18 protein-coding genes and 1 pseudogene are annotated in these 22141 nt (G+C 71.0%); 10 read left to right on the plus strand and 9 right to left on the minus strand.

The window, feature by feature from the left end; translation table 11 throughout:
• The first annotated feature begins 8 nt into the window (after nucleotides 1-8).
• The 8 genes from WMF33_RS45670 to WMF33_RS45705 all read left to right on the plus strand — a co-directional run bounded on the left by WMF33_RS45670 (nucleotide 9) and on the right by WMF33_RS45705 (nucleotide 10777).
• Entirely contained in the window at nucleotides 9-206 is a 198-nt protein-coding gene (locus WMF33_RS45670) for a hypothetical protein (RefSeq protein WP_437334448.1), read from the plus strand.
• Nucleotides 207-258: 52 nt separating this feature from the next.
• Nucleotides 259-1623: a restriction endonuclease gene (locus WMF33_RS45675; RefSeq protein WP_437334449.1), complete on the plus strand. Its 1365-nt coding sequence runs from the start codon at nucleotides 259-261 to the stop codon at nucleotides 1621-1623.
• Nucleotides 1620-2585, plus strand: coding sequence for a cobalamin biosynthesis protein CbiG (locus WMF33_RS45680; RefSeq protein ID WP_437334450.1), 966 nt, complete (start codon nucleotides 1620-1622; stop codon nucleotides 2583-2585). Before WMF33_RS45675 ends, WMF33_RS45680 begins: the two co-directional genes overlap by 4 nt.
• Nucleotides 2586-3120: 535 nt before the next feature.
• Nucleotides 3121-4380, plus strand: a complete 1260-nt coding sequence (locus WMF33_RS45685; RefSeq protein WP_437334451.1) for an HIT domain-containing protein — start codon at nucleotides 3121-3123, stop codon at nucleotides 4378-4380.
• A 62-nt stretch (nucleotides 4381-4442) separates the two neighbouring features.
• Entirely contained in the window at nucleotides 4443-5723 is a 1281-nt protein-coding gene (locus WMF33_RS45690; RefSeq protein WP_437334452.1) for a S24 family peptidase, read from the plus strand.
• 775 nt (nucleotides 5724-6498) lie between these two features.
• On the plus strand, nucleotides 6499-8163 hold the full coding sequence (locus tag WMF33_RS45695) for a DUF1592 domain-containing protein (RefSeq protein ID WP_437334453.1): 1665 nt from the start codon (nucleotides 6499-6501) through the stop codon (nucleotides 8161-8163).
• A 154-nt stretch (nucleotides 8164-8317) separates the two neighbouring features.
• Nucleotides 8318-9808 carry a DUF1552 domain-containing protein gene (locus tag WMF33_RS45700; RefSeq protein ID WP_437339579.1) on the plus strand — a complete coding sequence of 497 codons (1491 nt, stop codon included), beginning with the start codon at nucleotides 8318-8320 and terminating at the stop codon, nucleotides 9806-9808.
• Nucleotides 9809-10090: 282 nt separating this feature from the next.
• Nucleotides 10091-10777 carry a hypothetical protein gene (locus tag WMF33_RS45705; protein WP_437334454.1) on the plus strand — a complete coding sequence of 229 codons (687 nt, stop codon included), beginning with the start codon at nucleotides 10091-10093 and terminating at the stop codon, nucleotides 10775-10777.
• Nucleotides 10778-11063: 286 nt separating this feature from the next.
• On the opposite strand, the gene WMF33_RS45710 is transcribed toward WMF33_RS45705, so the two are convergent.
• The 8 genes and pseudogenes from WMF33_RS45710 to zigA all read right to left on the minus strand — a co-directional run bounded on the left by WMF33_RS45710 (nucleotide 11064) and on the right by zigA (nucleotide 18428).
• Entirely contained in the window at nucleotides 11064-11639 is a 576-nt protein-coding gene (locus WMF33_RS45710) for a hypothetical protein (protein ID WP_437334455.1), read from the minus strand.
• A 332-nt stretch (nucleotides 11640-11971) separates the two neighbouring features.
• Complete coding sequence (locus WMF33_RS45715) at nucleotides 11972-13528, minus strand: MFS transporter (RefSeq protein WP_437334456.1); 1557 nt, start codon at nucleotides 13526-13528, stop codon at nucleotides 11972-11974.
• Nucleotides 13525-14589: a pyrroloquinoline quinone biosynthesis protein PqqE gene (gene pqqE, locus WMF33_RS45720; protein WP_437339580.1), complete on the minus strand. Its 1065-nt coding sequence runs from the start codon at nucleotides 14587-14589 to the stop codon at nucleotides 13525-13527. Before pqqE ends, WMF33_RS45715 begins: the two co-directional genes overlap by 4 nt.
• 135 nt (nucleotides 14590-14724) lie before the next feature.
• Nucleotides 14725-14985, minus strand: a pseudogene (gene pqqD, locus WMF33_RS45725) (pyrroloquinoline quinone biosynthesis peptide chaperone PqqD); the annotation flags it as partial.
• Nucleotides 14986-14992: 7 nt separating this feature from the next.
• Nucleotides 14993-15694, minus strand: coding sequence for a pyrroloquinoline-quinone synthase PqqC (gene pqqC / locus WMF33_RS45730; protein WP_437334457.1), 702 nt, complete (start codon nucleotides 15692-15694; stop codon nucleotides 14993-14995).
• On the minus strand, nucleotides 15691-16608 hold the full coding sequence (gene pqqB / locus WMF33_RS45735) for a pyrroloquinoline quinone biosynthesis protein PqqB (RefSeq protein WP_437334458.1): 918 nt from the start codon (nucleotides 16606-16608) through the stop codon (nucleotides 15691-15693). Before pqqB ends, pqqC begins: the two co-directional genes overlap by 4 nt.
• Nucleotides 16609-16630: 22 nt before the next feature.
• Entirely contained in the window at nucleotides 16631-16774 is a 144-nt protein-coding gene (locus WMF33_RS45740; protein ID WP_437334459.1) for a hypothetical protein, read from the minus strand.
• Between the two features lie 409 nt (nucleotides 16775-17183).
• Nucleotides 17184-18428 (minus strand): zinc metallochaperone GTPase ZigA, encoded by a 1245-nt coding sequence (gene zigA / locus WMF33_RS45745; protein WP_437334460.1) that lies wholly within the window; start codon nucleotides 18426-18428, stop codon nucleotides 17184-17186.
• A 269-nt stretch (nucleotides 18429-18697) separates the two neighbouring features.
• Between zigA and WMF33_RS45750 the strand changes: the two genes are divergently transcribed.
• A complete protein-coding gene (locus WMF33_RS45750; RefSeq protein ID WP_437334461.1) occupies nucleotides 18698-20101 on the plus strand; it encodes an MATE family efflux transporter in 1404 nt (467 codons plus the stop codon).
• Between the two features lie 14 nt (nucleotides 20102-20115).
• On the opposite strand, the gene WMF33_RS45755 is transcribed toward WMF33_RS45750, so the two are convergent.
• Nucleotides 20116-20748 carry a TetR/AcrR family transcriptional regulator gene (locus WMF33_RS45755; protein ID WP_437316336.1) on the minus strand — a complete coding sequence of 211 codons (633 nt, stop codon included), beginning with the start codon at nucleotides 20746-20748 and terminating at the stop codon, nucleotides 20116-20118.
• 301 nt (nucleotides 20749-21049) lie between these two features.
• On the opposite strand from WMF33_RS45755, the gene WMF33_RS45760 reads away from it, so the two are divergent.
• Complete coding sequence (locus tag WMF33_RS45760) at nucleotides 21050-22138, plus strand: efflux RND transporter periplasmic adaptor subunit (RefSeq protein ID WP_437334462.1); 1089 nt, start codon at nucleotides 21050-21052, stop codon at nucleotides 22136-22138.
• Nucleotides 22139-22141 lie beyond the last annotated feature (3 nt).

Raw genomic sequence — 22141 nt, forward strand, 5'->3', positions numbered from 1 at the left:
AGCCCCTGGTGAGACGGAAGGACAAGAACGGGGTGACGCACCTCTTCGTCGAGGAGTATGCGGATCGCGAGGACACCAGGATCCCGTGGACCGAGTTCTCGCGCCTGTGGCGGAAGACGACATCGAGCCGGCCGCCCGGCATCAAGTCGACCCGTGAAATGCCGGCCGAGCTTCTCGAGCAGCTGCGTACGGCGTGGCCGAAGTAGACCGACACCGAGCGTCCTTCTGCTGCCAGCGCTCTCGCCGTAGCCTTCGAGCATGGCCCGTCGCTTCCTCGTGATCCGAACAGATCGAACCCGGCGAGACTTCATCCTCCGCGAGCTCGAGCAGGGCCGGCTACGGCAGGGGTGGGGGTGGAAGCGTGAACATGACCTGCGGCTCCTTGCGCGGCAGGTCCGGTCGAGGAAGCTGAGCGACGAGGAGGCGCGCGTCTGGCGCAACCGACGGCTACTCGATACAGAACCGGACGGCCTCAAGAAGGGCGACGTGATCGTCATCCCCAACCTCCCCGAGCAGGGCCGCTGGGTCCTCGCGCGGGTGACCGGCGGGTACGACTTCTCGCCCGTCCGAGTCCAAGAGGGCGCCGGGCCCGACTACGGTCACATCGTTGCCGTGAGCCCCATCCGGGAGCCCAGTGGGAAGATCGGCTTCGTCGAAGCCGACAACGAGCATGTCGACGCGAGGCTGCGAGCCACGATGCGCAACCCGTCGCGGATGTGGGCGATCGACGCGCTCGGGGCGACCGTCGAGGCGCTCATCGGCGCCATCGAGGCGGGGAAGGACACGCACACGCCCGAGCCCGAAGTCCAGAAAGCCGAAGGCTTCTTCGAGGCGATGCGCCAAGCCGCGTGGCAGCACATCAAACAGAAGTACGAGGGCGCGGAGTTCGAGCACCTCGTCCGCCGCTTGCTCGAGTGCATCTACAAGGACGGCCGCGTTGAGCACTGGGGCGGTGCGGGCGAGAAGGGCGCGGACCTCATCGTCTTCACCCGGGACCCGCTCGGCATCGAGTACAAGAACGCCGTACAGGTGAAGTTGCATCAGGGAACGGAGGACGACACGACAGCGCTCTCGCAGATCGAGCAAGCCCGCGAGTACCACAAGGTCGATGCGGGCGTCGTGGTGACGACAGCGGAACAGATGAGCGAGGCGTTCCGGGCGAGGCGCGAGGCGCTTGAGGAAGAGCTCGGGATCGACATCCGCCTCGTGGACCGCGACGAGTTCGTCGAGCTCGAGATGGCGCACCTCGGCAAGGCCAAAGCGAACGTGCGCGACGACATCGTCGACTTACTGCAGAGGAGCACGGTCACCTCCGAGCTGCTGGAGAGCACGCCGATCACGGATCGGGTCTACGAGGAGCTAAAACAGATCCCCATGTCGAAGGTGCAGCGCGCGGGGCTGCGCGTGTTTCACCAGAACCGCGGAGGCGGCGTTCATCTGGTCCGCGTGGAGCTGCCGCGCGAGGCAGCGGAGGGCACCGCGGACCAGGCGGCACGGGACGTCGCGGCGTACCTCGAGCGACTTGCTCCACATGCTCGAGGGCGGCAGACCGAAGCGAGCTACAACGCGGGCTCGGGAACGAGCACGTCGCGCTTGGACTTGACCCTGGAGCTGGCGCGATGACCTTGTTCGACGCCTACTTCTTCGTGGACTGGAGCGCGAGCAGCGCGCCCACGCGACGCAAGCCGAAGAAGGACGCCGTGTGGCTCGGCGAGCTCGTTCGTGGCGCACCACCGGCGGAGCGTTATCACCGGACACGCTCGGCCTGCATAGACGACCTCCTGAGGCGGGTCCGCGCGCTCGCCGCCGATGGGTTGCGCGTGCTCATCGGGTTCGACTTCGCATACGGATACCCGCGAGGGCTCGCCGATGCGCTCGGTCTATCCTCCAACGCCGCTCCATGGGCGAGGACGTGGGACGTCCTCGCATCGAAGATCACCGACGGCGCGAACAACGGGAGCAACCGCTGGCGTGTGGCGTCGGAGCTGAACCGGGCGCTGATGCCCGTCGCAAGTCCGGTGGGGCCGTTCTGGGGCTGCCCTCCGGGCGCTGCGACGGCCACGCTGAAGGCGAGCAAGCGGGAGGGGAAGCTCGCGTTTCCGTTCCTCTCGCGAGCCGGCCGTTCGTTGCCCGAGTGGCGGCACGCGGAGGCGCGAGCCCGCAGCAAGAACCCGAGCGTCCAGTCGACCTGGAAGCTGTTCACCTCCGGGAGCGTCGGGAGCCAGGCGCTCGTCGGGATCCCCCGCGTGGCGCGGATCCGTCACGACGCGGTCCTCGCCCCCTTCAGCAAGGTGTGGCCTTTCGAGACGGGCTTCGGGCCCGCGCTAGGCCCCGCCACCGGCCCGTTCGTGCTGCACGCCGAGGTCTGGCCGGTGCTGTTCGGCACCGAGGTGGAGGCCCAGATCGCGGCCGATCGCGAGCTCGACATCCTCGATCAGGCGCAGGTCCGAGCCCTGTGCGCATGGGCCGAGCGCACGGACGCCGCGGGCGAGCTCGGCCGGTTCTTCGACAGGCCAGCGGACCTGCCTGACCCCGTGGTGCAGGACTGCGTCGAGGAGGAAGGGTGGATCCTTGGCCTGCCTTGACTTGACCTCCAGCGGCGCGTCACCTCGGCGCGCGCCACTTCGCAGGCACTCGTCCGAGATCTGGCAAACTTTTGGCACGGCGAGCCTCCAGTGGGTTTGTGTCACGCGCAAGCTGTTGATAGTCCTAGTGAATATTCCGCCGGAGGGCTCCAAACCCATCGTTTTTGAAAACCGCGGTTGGGGCAACTCGACCATGGGTTCGAATCCCTTCTCCTCCGCTGAAACCGTTGAGGATTTCGTCGAGGAGCTCGGGCGCCCCCTGGAGGGCCTCCCGGGCCCATTCACACGCCATTCGCACGGCCACGCCGACTGCGGCGTGAAGACCCGCACCGCGTCCTTCCTCAGGTTGCCGTTGGCGTGCGCGTAGCGCTGGCTGACCGAGATGTGCAGGTGGCCGGCGAGCTGCTGCACGGTCGGAGCCGAGGCGCCACCCTTGAAGCGCTCGGGGACGAAGAAGTGCCGCAGGGCGTGATGCCGGGTGGCCGGCACGGGCGCCGGCACCTCGCGCCCGCTCCGGCGTACCATGCGCCCGCCGGTGACCTCCCCGTTCCTCGAGACCCCCGAGTCCGCCTGGGTGGCGAGCAACGCGCTCGCGTTCGCGCTGCGCGACCGCTTCCCGGTCAGCCCCGGCCACACGCTCGTCGTCCCGCGCCGCCTCGTCCCGACCTGGTTCGACGCCACCACCGACGAGCGCGCCGCGATCTTCGAGCTGGTCGACACGGTCAAGCGACAGCTCGACGCCGAGCTCCACCCGGACGGCTACAACATCGGGATCAACGCCGGCGAGGCCGCAGGGCAGACCGTCATGCACCTGCACGTCCACGTGATCCCGCGCTTCCGCGGCGACGTGGACGACCCGCGCGGCGGCGTGCGCCACGTCATCCCGGGCCGAGGGAACTACCTCGCCGGCAGGCCCCCGCCGCTCGCGACCGGCGGCGCCGAGGACCCCTTCCTGCGCCACCTCGCGCCGGTCTTCGCGCGTGCGACCGACGTGGCCATCCTCTCGGCCTTCGTCCAGGAGAGCGGCCTCGACGTCCTGGAGAGCCACGTGTTCGCGGCCCTCGCGCGCGGCGCGCGCGTCCGGCTCGTCACCGGCGATTACCTCCACATCACCCAGGCCGCGGCGCTCGCCGAGGTGCTCGACTGGGCCGGCGGCAACGCCGCGCTTTCGGGCGCCGGAGGCGCCCGGGGCAGCTTCGAGGCGCGCGTGGTCGAGGTCGACGCGCTCCCCGGCACGATCCGCTCGTTCCACCCCAAGTCGTGGCGCTTCGAGGGCCCGGGCTTCGGCGCCGCGTTCGTCGGATCGAGCAACATCTCCCGCGCCGCGCTCGGACCCGGGATCGAGTGGAACCTCCGCGTCGACCGCCACCGCGATCCGGACGCCTACCGGGCCGCCGCCAGCGCCTTCGAGCGCTGGTGGTCCCGCGCCCGGCCGCTCACGGCCGACTGGGTCGAGCGCTACGCCCAGCGCGCGACGCACGCCCCGGTGGGCCTGCCGCCCGGCGAGGAGGACGCCGAGCCCATCGAGGCCCCGCCTCCGCCGCACCCCATCCAGCGCGAGGCGCTCGCCGCGCTGCACCGGAGCCGCGCGGAGGAGGGGCGCCGCCGCGCGCTCGTGGTGCTCGCCACCGGCCTGGGCAAGACGTACCTCGCCGCGCTCGACGTCGAGGCCTGGTCCGAGCACCACGGCCGCCGCCCGCGGGTCCTCGTGCTCGCCCACCGCGAGGAGCTCCTCGTCCAGGCCGCCCGGACCTTCCGCCGCCTCCTGCGGGGCCGCGCCGCGCGCTTCGGCTGATGCGCCGGGAGCGCCGGTGAGCTCGCCGGCGACGTAAGGAGTTCTGCAACGTCGCGCACCGCGTGGGCTCGCAGCGCAACGAGCTCCCGGATCTGCTGCGCCGCTGGTTCGGCCTTGCCGCCGGCCGACCTGGAACGGCGTTCCACGTCCGCTTCGTCCGCTCCCCCGACGGGCTATGGGCCGAGCCGGAGAGCCCCGAGGGCGCCTCCACGGCGCCGCGCTCTGCGCTCGTCGCCTTCCCCGATCTGCGGGCGGCGGCCGGCGCCGCCGCCGCACCGACGGAGCTCTCTCCCGAGGCCGAGACGGTGCGGCTCCCGATCGCGGCCGCGCGGGGCGATGGGCTCTTCGCGGTGCGCGCCGCGGGCAACTCGATGGATGGCGGGAAGCGCCCAATCCGCGACGGGGACTGGCTGATCATGAAGTTTGCGCGCGGCGCCTCGTACGATGCGCTGGACGGCAAGGTGGCGCTGCTCCAGATACCCGATCGCGATCTCGGGGTTGCCTACCAGATCAAGCGGCTCGTGCGCGATCGGTCGCGATGGTGGCTCCGCTCGGACAACCCGGACGCGCCGTCGTACGAGGCCACGGCCGAGACGGTGCCCCTCGCGACCCTGGTCGAGGTGGTCCGCCCCGAGGACATCGGCCCGAGCCCCGGCGAGCGCTTCGAGGACGACGACGCCGCAGCCCGTGCGTTCGGGCTGGAGGAGCCGCCGCGGACCGGCCGTGTCGGCGGTCACCTCTTCTTCTGTCTGGAGGCACCCGGGGCGCTGGTCGCGCCCGATCGCGTTCGCTCGCCGCTGCCGGCCCAGGAGCGCCGCCCCGGAGAGACGGCGTTCGTGCTCGTGCGGCCGCCCGGCGAGCCCACCTGGCGAACCCTGGGCGTGGCCCGTTACCTCGATGACGAGGGGCTCTGGGCCTGTCCAGGGATCGACCACGCCGCGTACCGCGCCCTGGGCTCAGGCCGCGGGGCGTCCCGGTCGCTCCCGGCGGGAGCCCGCGAGCGCGCGCGGTCGCTCGTGGAGGAGCTGCTCCGGCGCCCCGGCGCAGGCGCCTTCGTGGAGCGCGACGGCGGGCGCTGCAGGATCGTCGGCAGGGCCGACGGCGGCGGGCTGCGCATCGACGGCGGCCCGGGCGGCCTCGCGGAGCGGACGGTGTCGCTGACCGATCTCGCGTGGGTGCTCGCCGCGCGCGACGACGTCGGGAAGAACGGTGGGCGGCTGGACGAGCAGCGGGTCAACCGGCTGCGCTACCTCGAGGGGACGCCGCGGGTCGCGACGCGGTGGATCGACACGGGATGGGCGCTCGCGCTCGCGGCGGCGGTTCACCCGGCGGGCGAGGGGTGACGGCCTGGAGGGCGGCGCACGAGGCGGTTCTCGCGGTCCGCGGGTGGCTTGCGGCCGGCGGCAGCAGTGAATGCCAATCGCCAGGCTCAAGGGGCAACAGTCGAGTGTTAACGTTCACTCTCCTGGGTCCCCCTCATCGCGAGGATCATCGCGGAGGTACAAGGCGGGTCCAGGACCGGCAGCCGCCGCAGCCGTCGGCGCAGTGGACGCAGCTGACGGCCAACCACGGCCGTATGGATGCGTGGCTCCGTGTGGCCCTCAGGTCGTGCAGCGCGTCATCCGCGGCCGTGCGACGCGTCGTCCACGATCGTGCGACGCGTCGTCCACGAACGAATCGAAGCTCAGCAGTGGACAGTCGCTGCTCTGACCGCATGCCCAGCCGCGCGGGTGGATCGCAGGATGTCTCGGAGAGCAGCCGTCCGTGCTGGCGAGCGGACGGGGCGAGGCATCCTAAACCTCGAGTCTACCTTGTGATCGTGGTGGAGCGCCGAACGCCTCGTGCGCGTCTCCGCCTCGCTCGGCGGAGGCACGGCCCTCCGATCGAAGCGGGCAGCAGCTAGAGCGAAGCGGCGTCTGCGCGACCTTCGTATGCCAGCGCTTCACTATCCCGCCTCCAAAGGAAAACGCTCGGCGAGACGCCGGTGATCTCGTCACCGGAGAGCTTCGGGCTCATCCACGGTTTCCGATCCGCTCCGGTGATCACTTCGGCGCGACTGGGGAATATTGGGCTATGCGAACGTTGCGTCAACTATCGTACATCGGTACGACAATTTTTTTGACCTCAACAGCCTTCCTCGCTTCCTGCACAGGGAACATCGCGGATAATGGTGGCGACGACGACAACCCCACCGGCGGTAGCGGTTCGACCGGCACGGGGGGCGGCATCGACAATGGGCCCCCGGATGTCTGTATCCCCGGGCTCCCGGCGACGAGCCAGCTCCCCCGCCTGCTGAACCGGCAGTACGACAACACGGTGCGGGACCTCCTCGGCGTCACCCGCGTGGGCGCCGAAGGGAAGCGGCCGTCCGAGCTGCTCGTCGGCGACTTCGACGGCCCGATGACCCCTGACGCGTGGCGCATCTATCAGGATGTTGCCGCGGCGATCGCCAAAGACGTGATGGCTGGGCCGAACAAGTCCAAGTTCATCAGCTGCGATCCTGCGGCGAGCGGCTGCTTGACGCAGACCATCCAGACCTTCGGCCGCAAGGCGTTCCGTCGCCCGCTGACCCCCGAGGAGGTGGCGCGGTTCGAGAAGCTGGGCCAGACGACGCCGGCAGGAACGCCCGACGAGGTCGCCGAGACAACGTTGCTCGCTTTCCTCGTGTCGCCCTCGTTCCTCATGCTCCCCGAGCTGACGACCACTCCGGCTTCGTCGGGTGAGGGCATCCAGCTCTCCAGCTACGAAGTGGCGACGAGGCTCTCGTACTTGCTCTGGGGCTCCGCTCCGGACGACGCGCTGGACGCGGCGGCCGACAACGACGAGCTCCAGACCAAAGAGCAGATCCTGGCCCAGGCGCAGCGGATGATCGCCGTGCGCGAGAAGACCGGGCCGCTCGTCTCAGCGTTCCACCGGAACTGGGCGCAGATGGACAACGATCTCGCCCACTGGTGGAAGGGGGATCACAACACCGAGACGTACCCGTTGTACGATCCAGCCGCCAAGCCCAGCTGGCAGGCCGAGCTCGACGCCTTCTTCGAAGAGGTGGCGTTCTCGGGCGGCTCGTTCAAGGACGTCCTCCTCAGCAATGTCGCCTTCGTCAACAAGGACAATGCGGAGATCTACGGGCTCGATCCTGCGGCGTACGGCACCGAGCTGACCAAGGTGGAGCTGGACGCCAACGAGCGGCCGGGCTTCCTGACGCGCGTCGGGTTCTTGAGCTCCTACTCGAGCTACGACGCCACGAGCCCGATCCTGCGAGGCGCGTTCATCGCGACGTACCTCCTCGGCGTGAACCCGGGCCCGCCCCTCCCCGGCGCCACCATGCTGACCGTCGACGGCAAATTCGACACGCAACGCGCGTACGTCGAGGCTCTGACGAAGCCCGAGAGCTGCAAGGGCTGCCACGCGGTCGTCAACCCGCCGGGATTCGTGATGGAGGGCTTCGACGGCATCGGGAAGATGCAGACGATGGATCCTCGCGGCGGCGTCATCGACGCGAGCGTGACGACGAACACCATCGACTTCGGCGACGGCAACGTGAAGGAGATCACCTCTCCGTTCGAGCTCATGCAGGAGATCGCTCAGGTTCAGAAGGCCAAGCAGCTCTACGCTCAGGCGTGGGTCTCCTATGCCTTTGGGCGGCTCCCGAACGGGAAGGACAAATGCGTCGTCGATAATATCGAGCTCAAGTTGTCGGAGAGCGGCTACAGCGTTCTCGATCTGATGGCCGATCTCACTCAAGCGGATTCGTTCCGCGTGCGAATCCGTGAAACGCAGTGAAAGCTGAGGAATGTTGACCATGAGCACGAAACTGAACCGCAGAATCTTCCTCCGTGGCATGGGCGGAGCAGCCTTGGCTGCGCCCTTCCTCAGCTCTGTGTGGGAACGCACCGCGAGGGGCGACACCCCTGCGCCTGGGAAGGCGCTCATCGTGATGTTCACGCACTACGGGGTCATCACGAACAAGTGGTTCCCCACGAAGACGCAGGGCGAGCTCACGGCTGCTGACCTCGAGCCGACGAGCCTCGCGGCCCTCGCTCCCTACGCGAAGAAGCTCCTCATGCCGCGCGGCATCCGCTCGATGAACGAGTGGACCGCCAACATGACGCGTGGACAGGGGAACGACTCCCACACGCAGATCGTCGGGTCGTTCTTCACCTGCCAGCCGGTCACGCCCAACAGCAACGACCCGTTCAGCTTCAACCAGGCGACGAAGTTCAACGCGAAGGCCGTCGGTCCGTCGCTGGATCACGTCATCGCCCAGCAGCTCAGCCCGCAAGGCACGCCGTTGCTCTTGAACACGGCCGGTCAGAATGACGGCGCTCAGTCGGCGATCTCCTACAAAGCCTCCGAGACCCTCTTCAGCGGCCTCAACGCGTCGCAGGCCTTCAGCAGCCTCACGGGCCTCTTCCAGTCGGGGGAGCCGATGTCTCCGGACAGCTACGCGGCGGTCCGCGGCAAGAGCGTCCTCGATCTCGTGAAGGACGATCTGCAGACGCTCGAGCGGTTCGACATGAGCAGCGCCGACAAGCAGAAGCTCGCTGCCTGGAAGGAGCTCGTCAACTCGACCGGAAACGTGATGGTCTCCGCGCAGTGCAACGCGGAGCTCGGCGAGATGCTCGGCGCGACGTCGGCGAACGCCTCCAAGGCGGCGTCGGGCGGCTTCGGCACCGACGTCCTCACGACCAAGGTCGCCGGCGATCTGGACGGCGCGGACATCTATTCGGCCATCGCGGCGCTCGCGGCCGCCTGCAACGCCAACCCCGTGATTTTCATGAAGTACCCTGGAAATTACAATTTCAAGGGGCTCGGCATCACGATGGAGTCGCACTCCCTCTCGCACCGCCTCGACAACGCGGGCATGACAGGCAGCTGCCTGCCCAACGCGATAGAGATGCTCCTGAAGGTCGACGCCTATTACGCGCAGAAGTTCGCGAACCTCGTCAAGATGCTCGACAGCATCCCCTCGGGGAGCGGGACGGTCCTCGACAGCGTCGCCGCCATCTGGTTCAACGAGATGTCGGACGGCAACGCGCACAACCTCAACAACGCCCCCATCATTCAGGCGGGCAGCGCCGGCGGCTACTTCAAGACCGGTCAGATCATCAACGTCGACCCCGCGTCGACCCCGTCGGCCGGCAACAGCATGTCGCAGTGCGCCAACGGCACCGGCCAGGTCAACGGCGTCAATCAAGGCACCGGGACCGATCCGAAGATCGGCAACGCCCCGATCAACAAGTACTTCTGCAACATCATGAACGCCCTCGGCGTGAAGGCGGGCGCGGACGGCTTCCCTGCGAAGGGTGGCTCCGCGGAGGTGACCCACTTCGGCTATTCCGACAAGACGGAGGACTTCATCGGCGGCAAGGGCGCGCGCGAAGCCTCGATCCACAATCCTGGCGGGTTCGCGGAGCTCAAGGCCTGACCGCGCTCGGGGCGACGCCCTGAACACCCGGACGAGCTCGAGTGCAAAGACCTCTTCTTACCGAAGAGGTCTTTGCGTTTGTGCGTCGCCGGCCACCGCGGGCACGGCGAAACTGCCGCTCTTCATGATGTTCCTCACTTCGCGGCCCGCGCTGGACGACGATGGCGGACAGCGATAGGCGGAGGATCTCTTCTCATGGTCATGTTGGCGAAGCGTCTCCTCATCCCTGCTGCTGCGCTCCTCCCCCTGGCCTGCTCGAGCGGAGCGAGCGACGGCGCCGAGATGGGCGGGGAGATCGGAGACGACGCGCTCATCGTTCCGGAAGACCTCACGGTCATGGCGCTCCCCGGCGGAAACGGCGTGCTCAACGTGATCGCGCTGACGCTTCGCAAGGGACCGACCAACACCGAGCTCTACGCCGCCTTGAGGAACGACGGGGATACCCCGGCCTGCAGCGCCGCCGTTTCCGTTGAGCTCTACGACAGGACCCAGCGGTCCCTGGCGGTCGGGATCAACGGGTTGCTCACCCAGCATTTCTATCGGCTCACGGATGGCTCGGGCGCGATCGCCGCGTGCGTAGGTCCAGGCGACGTGACCATGGCCGCGGTGACGGACTTGCCCTCGGACATCGCGATCGAAGACGTAGTATACGTCGTCTACCGGTGCCCTTACTTCGCCCTCGACGTCGTTCCGATCGAGGGCCTCACCATCAGCCAAGTGAAGGCCGTAACTCGTGGCGCCGGGACGGCGTACACGGGCACGTTCTTCAACGGGCTCGACGTGGCGGTGAGCGAGCCCTCCGCCACGGTCTTTTCCGTCAATCGCGTCGGGCGTCCGCTCGGCGTGGCGATCGGCAGCGGCACAGTCCAGATTCCGCCGGGTGGCAGCTGGAATTTCGAGACGAACACCGTGGACACGCCCGGACCCGATCACGCCGCCTACCCGGCGGCCGCGCTCGTAAAGCCGTAGATCATCCCGCGTCGCACGGCCATCCCGACACGGGCGAGCGTGAGCTCGGCCGAGCCAGGCGGGCCAACGTGTCGGCCGTCGACGGTTTATGGACAGATCCTGAAACGCCGATCAGCTTAACGCCCGAGAATGAAGAGATTGGAACCACGGAGGCACAGAGCACAGAATGAATTTGTCGTTCCTCTGTGCCCTCTGTGCCCTCTGTGCCTCCGTGGTTCATTTTCTCGGGGTTTCAGCCCGTTCGATGTCGCAGGGCGCGGGGGCGGCGGCTACTCGCCAGGCCCTACTACTCCAGCGCGCCGTCGGCGATCCACTGCGAGAGCGCTTCGATGAATTCGGGGGGTACGCACTTGGCATCCCCATCGTTGACGCACTCGAGGGGCATCCGCATCGTTTCGCCGCACGGCCCCTTGAGGATCTTGATGAGCGCGCTCTCCTCCGGCTTGCCGGGATTGACGACCGGGAGATTGCCGCAGTTCTCGGACACGTGCGTGACCAGCCTCGTGCGCAGCTCCGCGTCGATCTGCAAATCCAGCGGGTTCATCTCGTCGTTGTGGCAACCCGCCCCGAAGCAAGAAGCGTTTTGAATCACGAACTTCATCGTCTCGAACGTCGGTGCGACCCCTGGGTCGCCACCGCCGGTGCCTCCAGTGCTCGCGCTGCTGGTAACGCTCCCCGAGCCCTGTCCGCTCGAGTCCGAGCCGCCGGTCCCGGACCCACTCGAGGCTGCCGTCGTGCTTCCGGCTGCCGAGCTGCTGGTGGTTGTGTCGTCAGGATCCTCCGGCGCATCGGAGCAGCCTGAAAGAGGTGACAGGATGGCGACGATCGCTGCCGCGGCGAAGCTTGAGAATTGAATTTTCATGGGGTCACGATGAAGGTTGTGTGGGAGGAAGTATAGCTATCTTCCCCGCTGGATCAAAGAGAAAGCCTTCTATCTCAGGGCCTTGAGGGCGAGGCACGGTCGGCGGAGGGATTCGGTGAGCTCGAACTTTTGTGGCCACCTCGCCCGTAGGGTTTGGCCGCTCGCTCGCGAGAGAGCGGCGCCAGGCGAGGGACGTCATCTGTGGTGGGCAATCAGCGCAAAGACCGGCGTCGCGCATTCGACGGCTGGAGCGCCGCGTCGGCCCAGCGCTGGTCTGCGGCGGCCCAGAGGCGCTCCTCGAAGTCGGCCGGGAGAAGCGTCGGAATGTGCTTTTATCCGGGGACGGGGCCGCCTGCCTCGCCTCGAACCACGGCCGAGCCGCGCCCGCTGCCCGCGCCCGGGTGCGCGCTCCCCGGGGTCGTCCGCGCCGCGCTCACACCCGCCCCCAGGGCTGCGAGGGCCGACGCGGCGAGCATCGTCCCCTGGAACGCCGCGCCGAGCGCGCCGCCCCCGGCCGCCTCGATCAGCTGCCCGCCGCCGAGCGCCGCGAACATCGCCCCGGAGGCCGCCACGCCGCAGAGCATCCCCACGTTGCGCGCCTCGGCGAGCAGGCCCGCGGCGGTGCCCTGTTGATCGCGCGGCGCCGCGCCCATGATGCGGCTATTGTTCGGCGAGGTGAACAATCCGGAGCCGACCCCCACCAGCGCGAGCGCGGCGAGCAGGCCCGCGCGCTCGGGGCGCGGGCCGAGCAGGGCCACGCTCGCGAGGCCGAGCGCCAGCGCCGCCATGCCCGCGACGGCCGGCGCGCGCGTGCCGATGCGGTCCGAGAGCCAGCCGCTCGTCGCGGTGAGCACCGCCATCACCGCCGGCTGCACCGTCATCACCAGGCCCGCGTCCGCCGCGCTCATCGCGAGCCGGCCCTGCAAGTAGAACGGCAGCAAGAACAGCATCATGTACACCGCCGCGTACTGGAGAAACGCGGCGACGAGCCCGCGCCCGAGCGCCGGCTGCATGAGCAGCGCGCCCGAGATCAGCGGCGCAGGGCTGCGCCGCTCCGCCCGTACGAACGCCGCGGCGAGGACCGCGCCGAGGGCGAGGAGGCCGATGACCCTGGGGCTCTGAAAGCCCCAGCGCTGGCCGCGCGTGACGGCGACGAGGAGCGCGGTGATCGCCGGGCCGAAGAGGAGCGCGCTCGCCCACGGAAACGGCCGCGTGCGCGCGCCGGGCGGCGCGCCCCGCGCAGGCGGAGCCGACGCCGCATCCGTGGCCGCCGCCGGCGCGCTCGGGTCCGCGCCGCGGGCGATCCCCGGCGTCGCGCCGGCCGATCCACCCCAGACGAGCGACCGGGCGAGGAGCCCTCCCAGAGCGGCGATGGGCAGGTTGATCCAGAAGGCGGCGTGCCAGCCGGCGCGCTGCGCGAGCCAGCCGCCGATCGACGGCCCCAGCGACAGGCCGAGGTACGTCGCCGTCGCTTGCAAGCCGAGCGCGCGGCCGCGCTGCGCGGGGGGGAACGCGGCGGTGGTGAGCGCCGGGCCGTTCGCCATCAGCATGGCCGCGCCCGCGCCCTGGAGGGCGCGCGCCGCGACGAGCGACGCGAGCGTGGGCGCGAGCGCGGAGAGCGCCGAGCCCACGCCGAAGACGCCGAACCCCGCGGCGTACACGCGCCCCTTGCCGTGACGATCGCCGAGGCGGCCGAACGGCAGGAGCAGCGCGCTCACCGAGAGCGAGTAGGCGGCGAGCACCCAGCTCGCGGCGCCGATGTCGACCCCGAGATCGCGGCGGACGAGCGGCACCGCGACGTTGATGAGGCTGCTGCCGAGCGCGGACATCCAGGTGCCGACGGCGACCACGCCGAGCACGGCGTAGGGCCTGGTCGCGGGGGAGCTCAACGGGGCGCGCCGCGGTGGAGATAGCGAGGCTGAGCCGCCCGCGACGAGGCGGCGCGGAGCCGGGCCTCCTCGACGATCCCGTGCGCCGGCGAGAGCGAGCAGGCCGGGTCCGTCGCGGCGGCGTCGCCGGTGAGGTGGTAGGCCTGGCAGCGGCAGCCCCCGAAATCGGCCTCGCGGCGGTCGCAGCCCCGGCAGGGCTCCGCCATCCACGCGTCGCCGCGGAAGCGGTTCATGCTCGGCGCCTCGCGCCAGATCCAGGCGAGCGGCCGATCGCGCACGCTCTCGAAGCGCAGCCCCGGGATCGTGTGCGCCGCATGGCACGGCAGCACCAGGCCGTCCGGCGCGATGTGCAGGTAGCGGCGCGCCCAGCCATCCATGCAGGCCCGCGGCAAGGCGGCGTAGTAGTCCGGCGTGACGAAGACCATCTCCATCCGGCCGAGCAGCCGCTCGCGCGCCGCCGAGGCGATGGCGAACGCGCGCTCGAGCTGATCCCTCGTGGGCAGGAGCGCGTCGCGGTTCGCGAGCGCCCAGCCGAGGTACTGCGTGTTGGCGAGCTCGAGCCGGTCGGCCCCGAGCCGCTCGGCGAGCGCGACGATCGCCGGGACATGGTCGATGTTCTCCCGGTGCAGCACGACGTTGACCGTGAGCGGCAGGCCCTCGGCCTTGACCCACGCGGCCACCGCGAGCTTGTGGTCGAACGCCGCGTAGCCGGCGATCCGGTCGGCGCGCTCGGGGTCGGCGTCCTGGACGCTGAGCTGCACGTTGTCGAGCCCCGCCGCCCGCAGCGCCGCGAGGCGCTCGCGCGCGAGCGGGACCCCGGAGGTGATGAGGTTCGTGTACAGCCCGGCGCCGCGCGCCGCGCGGACGAGCGCCTCGAGGTCGCGCCGGGCGAGCGGCTCGCCGCCGGTGAGGTGGAGCTGCATCACCCCGAGCGCGGCGGCCTCGGCGAAGACGCGGCACCACGTCTCCGTCGAGAGCTCCCCGGCGGCGCCCTCGAGCTCCATCGGGTTCGAGCAGTACGGGCAGCGCAGCGGGCAGCGGTAGGTGAGCTCCGCGATCAGCGTGTAGGGGCGGTGCGACGCGGCGTCCGCCGCGGCGCCGCCCTCGAGGGCGGACGCGGGGCCTTGCGTCGCCGGCGCGCCGCGCGCGGCGGCGTCCCCGACGGCGACGGCCGCGCGTCGCTCCTCGAGCAGGCCGCGCGCGGCGAGCTCCTCCAGGAAGGCGATCACGTCGCGCTCCACCGCGTCCGGCGGCGTGGAGGCGAAGGAGGCCGCGATCTCGGCGGCGATCTCGGCCACCGTGCGGGCGCCGTCGAGGCGCGCGGCGACCGCCGCGGCCACCGGGTTCAGCGCGAGGCCGCGCTCCGGATAGAGCAGGATCTCGCGGCCCGAGGCGCGATCGCGCACGAGCCGCGCCTTGCTCGCGAGGAGGAGCCGATCGCCGGGCGCGAGGGGCATCTCCGCGTCACGCCTCGGGCCCGTAGGCCGCCGCGATGGCGTCGAGCATCGACCAGAGGATGTCGCACTTCGTGATGAGCGCGGCGATGCACGCCTCCTGGGCGGCGCGCGTCGTCGCGCGCGCCGTCACGTAATCGATCGCCTCGGTGGAGTCGGCCCTGGCGCGCGTCACCCGCCCGCGGAAGTAATCGAGCGTGGCCTGGTCGACCCAGGGATAGTGCCGCTCCCAGGCGACGATGCGCCGGGACATGAGATCCGGCGCGAAGAACTCGGTGAGCGACGAGGCCACCGCCTCGAGCAGGCTGCGCTCGCGCACCAGCGTCACGTACGCGTCGCAGGCGAAGCGCACCGCGGGCAGCACCCTGCTCAGGCCCGCGACCTCGGCGCGGTCGAGCCCCACGCCGTCCGCGAGCCGCAGCCACAGCGCGAGGCCGCCCTCGCCCTCGCGCGCGCCGTCGTGATCGACGATGCGGTGGATCCAGAGCCGCCGGAACGCCGGATCCTCGCTCTTCGAGAGGATGAGCGCGTCCTTGATGGGGATGCGCGTCTGGTAATAGTAACGGTTGAGCACCCAGCCCTGGATCTCGCGGCGCGAGAGCTCGCCGCGGTGCATTCGCTGGTGGAACCTGTGATTGTCGTGATAGCGCCGGGCGCCCTCGTCGCGCAGCCGCGCGACGAACGCCTCCCGGGAGAGCGGCTCGTCGTTCATAGGTCGATCACAAGGCCGTCCGCGGCCACCTCCCAGCCCGCCTCCTCCACGGCGCGCCGCTCGGGCGAGCCCTCGACGAGGATCGGGTTGGTGTTGTTGATGTGCGTGTAGATCTTCCGCCGCGCGGCGACGCCCGCGAGCAGCCTCAGGCTCCCGCCGTCGCCGCCGATGGGCAGGTGCGCCATGTCCTCCGCGCGGGCCTTGCCGACCCCGAGGCGCACCAGCTCGTCGCTCGACCAGAAGGTGCCGTCGAAGAAGCAGACGTCCGCGCCGTCGAGGCGCGGCACGTAGTCGCCGGCGGCCCCGACGGCCGTCGCAATGGCGGCGAGGCGGCCGCTCGTCGCGTCGCGGACCCAGAGGCCGATGTTGTCCTCCGGAGACGGCGGGGCGAGGCCCTCGAGGTGCTTCGGCACCTTGCCCGGCAGCGCGACCGGGACCACCGTCACCCCGGTCTTCGCGCCGTCCGGCCCGGTGAGCTCCGCGGGCTTGTCGAGATCGAGGCGCCGCCACGTGGTCTGCCCGGGGAAGCGCTGGAGCGTGCGGAAGATGGTGTTGCCCTCGGTGAGGCCGCGGTAGACGGCCTCGGTGGCGTAGATCACGAGCGGCGTGTTCTCGCGCAGGGAGAAGAGCCCGAGCGTATGGTCGAGATCGCCGTTCGTGAGGATGACCCCCGCGATGGGCGAGGCCCTGCCGGCCCGCGGCTGCAGCGGTGGAAAGGCCTCGATCTGCCGGTGGACGTCGGGGGAGGCATTGACGAGGAACCAGCTGCCCTCGCTCACCTCGAGCGCGAGCGCGTCCTGGGTGCGAGGGCGGATGCGCGCCGAGCCGCGGCGCGCCTCGACGCAGTTCGGGCAGGCGCAGTTCCATTGCGGGAGGCCGCCGCCGGCGGACGAACCCAGGACGCTGAGGCGCATTCCGGTGCTCGCTCGGAGGCCCTTATTCCGCCTCGACCGAGGCGCCCTCCCGCTCCGCCGGCGCCGGGCGCGCGAAATTGATCGGAACAGGGTCGAAGTCGCTCTGGTACGAGCCGATCTCCGCGTCCATCTTGATCTCGACGAACTCAGGCTTTTCGTAGCGCATCGGGGACCTCCTGTTTCCTTTCGGTGAACGGCGTTGTTCGCCGGCGCAAACGCAGGCTTCTTGCTCGCCGCTCCACGAGTGGCCGGATGAGATTTCGCGCCGGACAGCCCCAAGTCAAGGCCTGAAGCACAGAGCAGATATCGTTTGGTGCGCAGGCGCCTCCGGGGTGCGACTCCTTTCCCCCTCGACCGAAGAATGCCCGCCGAGCTTCAACGTGATCGCCGGCGCGCTGCGTGGGGGCCGAGCGATTCGCTTGGACATGGAAGAGTCCGTGGTTTCTGCACGAGGCAAGGACAATCCCTTACTCGATTCCGTGGACGACCCGATTGTGCCATTTCGGGATCGAGGTCTATCCGCGGCGAGCCCACGGTCGCCTCGGGCGCCGCGAGCTCGACAGGGATGGATCGCCTCAGGACAGCAGGAGCGGGGCCGGTTCTGCCTCGCTCTCGCTCTCCGGAGCGCTCTCTCCCTGCCACGCGGGGAACGGATCCTCGATGCGGCTCCAGCCGGAGGGCCCCGCGGCCATCTCCTCCGCCGTCAGCAAGCAGGCGTCGAGGCCGCGCGTGAGCTCGGCTCGATCCATGTCGACGCCGATAAAGACGATCTCCTGCCGCCGGTCGCCCCAGACCGGGTGCCACGCGGCGCTCATCTCGTCGTCCTCCGGCCGCTGCTCCTCGGGCAACGACGCGATCCAGCGGCCCGCCGCCTCGAACGAGGCGGCGCCCCCCGCCTGCGACCAGGCCCCCGTGACGTCCATGCGGGTCGCGAGCCAGAAGAACCCCTTCGAGCGGAGCACTCCATCCCAGGCGGTCGCGCCGTGGATGAAGGCCCAGAGCCGCTCCGGGTGCATCGGGCGCGCTGCGCGGTAGACGAAGCTCTCGATCCCGTACTCCTCGGTCTCCGGCACGTGCTCTCCGCGCAGCTCCCGCATCCAGCCGGGCGAGCGCGCCGCCTCCTCGAAATCGAAGCGCCCCGTGCCGAGGATCTCGCGAGGATCGACCCGACCGCGGCGGGCCTTGAGGATGCGGGCGCCGGGGTTCAGGTGCTGGAGCATCGCCGTGAGCCGCTCGACCTCGTCCTCGCTCACGAGATCCGTCTTGTTGAGCACGAGCACGTTCGCGAACTCGACCTGCTCGACGAGCAGATCCGCGACCGTGCGCTCGTCGTCGCCGTCGAGCGCGGCCTCGCGCGCGCGCAGGTCGTCGGCGCTCGTCCAGTCCGCGAGGAACCGCTGCGCGTCGACGACGGTGACGAGCGTGTCGAGCCGGGCGACCTCGGAGAGGCTCTCGCCCGTCGCAGGGTCGGCGAAGGTGAACGTCTCGGCGACCGGCAGCGGCTCGGAGATGCCCGTCGACTCGATCAGCAGGTAGTCGAAGCGCCCCTCCGCCGCCAGGCGGGCCACCTCGACGAGGAGATCCTCCCGGAGCGTGCAGCAGATGCAGCCGTTCGACATCTCGACGAGCTTCTCCTCGACGCGGGAGAGCGCCGCGCCCCCGCCCCGCACGAGCGCGGCGTCGACGTTGACCTCGCTCATGTCGTTGACGATCACCGCGACGCGCAGCGCGTCGCGGTTCGCGAGGACGTGGTTGAGCAGCGTGGTCTTGCCGGCGCCAAGGAAGCCGGACAGCACGGTCACAGGGAGCTTTCGCGTCACGTGGAGGTCCTCTCTCGGTCTGACACCGTCTCAAATAATGCAACACAATTGCATTTGCAATAAAATGACCTCTGGCGCGCGCGCCGGGCGCCGCGCGCGCGGCCGAGGCCGCCGCGGAGCGGCCTCACGAGACCGCCCCGATCGCCGCGCGCAGCTCAGGCCGCCCGGCGCGGCGCAGGCCTCGCTCCCTCGCGGGGTGGAGCGTACCGCGGCAGGTGATATCCACCGGGGCGGCGGGGCGCGGCTGAGCCCGGAGGATCCGACTACTCGTGAAGAGCGAACATGGAGGCGCGGCGCTGGCGCGGCAGGTGTGGCAGCTCGCCTGGCCCGCGATCGCGCACATGCTGCTGCTGACGCTGGTCTTCCTCGTCGGCCGCGGCATGGTCGGGCGCTACTCCACGACCGCGCTCGCCTCGATGCAGATCTGCGGGACGCTCACGTGGACCATCGTCTCGGTCTTCAGCGCGACCTCCGCCGGCACGCTCGCCGTGGTCGCGCGCAGCGTGGGCGCCGGCGACCGCGCCGCCGCCGCGGCAGCGACGCGCGCGTCGCTGGTCTTCGCGCTCGCGCTCGGGGCGGCGGTCGCGCTGCCGCTGCTCGCCGCCTGCGGCCCGCTGCTCCGCGCGCTGTTCCCGAACGCCGGCGCGGCGGTCGTCGAGCAGGCGGCCGCGTACCTCGGGATCGTGCTGCCGGCGCTGCCGCTCGCGTTCGTCGAGGCCGTCGCGGCGGCCGCGCTGCAGGGCGTCGGCGACACGAGGACGCCGCTCGCCGTGGCCACGATCGGCAACCTCGTCAACGTGGCGGTCAGCGCGGTGCTGATCTTCGGCCACCTCGGGCTGCCCGCGCTCGGCGTGCGCGGCGCGGCCGTGGGCGTGGCGTGCACGATGGCCACCGAGGCGCTGCTGCTGACCGCGGCGCTGCTGTCGCGCTCGAGCCCGCTGCCCCTCCGGTCCGCTCCGGCCGCCGCGGCGCCCGCGCCGACCGACGCCGCCGCCCGCGGCACCGGCGCCGCGCCGCCGGCGAGCGCCCCGGCGCTCGCGCGGGTCCTGCGCGTCGCGCTGCCGGCGTTCGCCGAGCGATCCGTCTACCACGCCGGCTACATGGGGTTCGTCGCCATCATCGGGCTGCTCGGCGCCACCGCGATGGCCGCCAACCAGGCGCTCATCGCCGTCGAGTCGGTGTGCTTCCTCTCCGCCGAAGGGTTCGGCATCGCCGCCGGGGCGCTCATGGCGCAGCGCCTCGGCGCGCGCAGCCCCCGCGACGCCGCGCGGGTCGGGCTCGTCGCGGCCCTCATGGCCATCCTCGCCCTCTCCGCGTTCGGCGTCCTGTTCGCGCTCGCCCCGCGCCCGCTCCTGCTCGCGTTCTCCGGCGACCCCGAGCTCCTCGCCGTGGGCGAGCGGGCGCTCCGCATGGCCGCCGTGGCGCAGCCGTTCATGGCGTTCGCCACCGTCATGGGGATGGGGCTCCGCGGCGCCGGCGACACCCGGACCGTGCTCGCCGTGACGCTCGTCTGCTCGCTGCTCGTCCGGCTCGGCGGCACGTGGCTGTTCGCGGTGACCCTCGGCCACGGGCTCGTCGGCGTCTGGATGGGCAGCACCGCCGACTGGATCTGCCGCAGCGCCCTGCTCGCCGTCGCCTTCGCGCGCGGCCGCTGGAAGGCCCTCGCCGTCTGACCCGGCCCCGTGGCTCAGGCCTGCTCCCGCAGGCCCGGGCGCAGCACCCCGAGGAGGATCACGTCGACGACGCGCGCGAGCTGCGCCTCGTCGACGCTCGCGCGATGCTCGATCATCTTGTTCTTGAGGTAGGCCGCGAGCAGCTCGAACGGGAGCATCGGATCGTCGCTCGGCGCGAGCTCGCCCCGCGCGACGGCGCCCTCGACGATCGCCCGCAGCCCGCTCTCCTGGACCGCGCGCAGCGAGCGGGCGATGGCCATGAGCTCCGAGTCGAGCCCCTCGGCGAGGAACACGTGAACGAGGCTCTGCCCCACCGGTGACATCTGGATCTCGACGATCGCCCGCCCGAGCGCGATGAGATCCCCGCGGAGCGAGCCCGTGTTCGGCGGGACGATCTTCTCGTCCGTGACCGACAGGAGCGCGGCGCGCACGAGGTCCTCCTTCGTGGGCCAGCGCCGGTAGACGGTGGTCTTGTTCACCCCCGCGCGCGTCGCCACGTCCTCGATCCGGAGCGCGCGGTAGCCCGCGCTCGCGAGCTCCTCCAGCGTGGCCGCGAGGATGCCGCGCACGACAGGCTCGCCGCGCACGAGCGCGCGCTTCTTCGCGGAACCCCGCCTCGCCGTCCGCTTCGCCGTCGTCGCCTGCATCGACCCGTCATTCAAGTTCCGCCGCGCGGCGCACGCCAGCGCAATTTCTCGGCACGTTCGCGGCGCGGCGCGCCATCGCGTCAGTTTGTTGCGATGACCGCAACTGGTTGTTGCGGTCGGCCGCGGCCGTGTTATACCCATCGCAACCATCGGTTGCGATGATCGGAGCGCCGCGCCCGAGGGGCGAGGCGGAGGGCTGGGCGACGGCGGGACGGGCGGGGGCGCGGCGCGCCGCCGGCCGCGGCGTCGCGCTCCGCCCGGACGCGAGGCCGCTCGTGACCGACCCCGCCGCGAGGAATCCTTGAACCACGCCACGACGAAACGCCGCGCCGAAAGCTTCCTCCTCCTCGCCGCGCTCGCCGCCTCGGCGGCGGGCTGCGCGTCCAAGGCCAGCGCCGAGAGCGCGACCCAGGCGGCCGCGCCGCCGGTCCGCGTCGAGACCACCGAGGTGCGCGAGGCGCCGATGCCGCGCAGCCTCGCGCTCACCGGCACGCTGCGCGGGGACCGGCAGACCGACCTCGCCGCGAACGCGGTGGGCCGCGTGCTCGAGACCTTCGTCGAGCGCGGCGACGCGGTGAAGAAGGGCGACCTGCTCGCGCGCCTCGACGTCCGCGCCGCCGCGCTCACCGCCGCCGAGGCGCAGGCCAACGCCGCGCTGACCCGCGCGCAGGAGGAGACGGCGAAGCGCGAGTGCGAGCGCTACCGGGCGCTGTTCGAGGGCGGCGCGATCTCCCGCGCCGAGCACGACCGGATCGCCGACCAGTGCCGGAGCGCCCCGCTCTCGGTCGCGGCCGCCACCGCCCGCGCGCGCGCCGCCGCGCAGAGCGTCGGCGACGGCCAGATCCGGGCGCCGTTCGACGCGATGGTCACCGAGCGCTTCGTCGACGTCGGCGAGTACGTCCGCCACGACTCCAGGGTCGTCGCGCTCGTCTCGAAGGGCGCGCTGCGCCTGGAGTTCACCGTGCCCGAGGCGAGCCTCGCCGCCGTGAAGACCGGCGGCCCGCTCACCTTCACCGTGCCGGCGTACCCGGGGCGCTCGTTCTCGGGCGCCGTGCGCTGGATCGGCGCCTCGGTCCGCGAGGCCACGCGCGACCTCGTGGCCGAGGCCGAGGTCGAGGACCCGGACGGCGCGCTGCGGCCGGGGATGTTCGCGTTGATCGCGCTCGCCACCGGGGAGGCGCCGAGCCCGGTGGTGCCGCGGTCCGCCATCGTCGAGAAGGAGGGCCGCGCGCACCTCTTCGCCGTGGTCGAGCGCCGGATCGAGGAGCGCGTCGTGCAGACCGGCGCGGAGAAGGGCGACCTCGTCGCCGTCCTCCGCGGCGTCCGCGCGGGCGACGCGATCGTGATGAAGCCGGCTCAGGGGCTCGAGAACGGCCAAGCCGTGGAGTGAGGT

The sequence above is a fragment of the Sorangium sp. So ce394 genome (assembly GCF_051474665.1).
Taxonomy (GTDB): domain Bacteria; phylum Myxococcota_A; class Polyangia; order Polyangiales; family Polyangiaceae; genus Sorangium; species Sorangium cellulosum_D.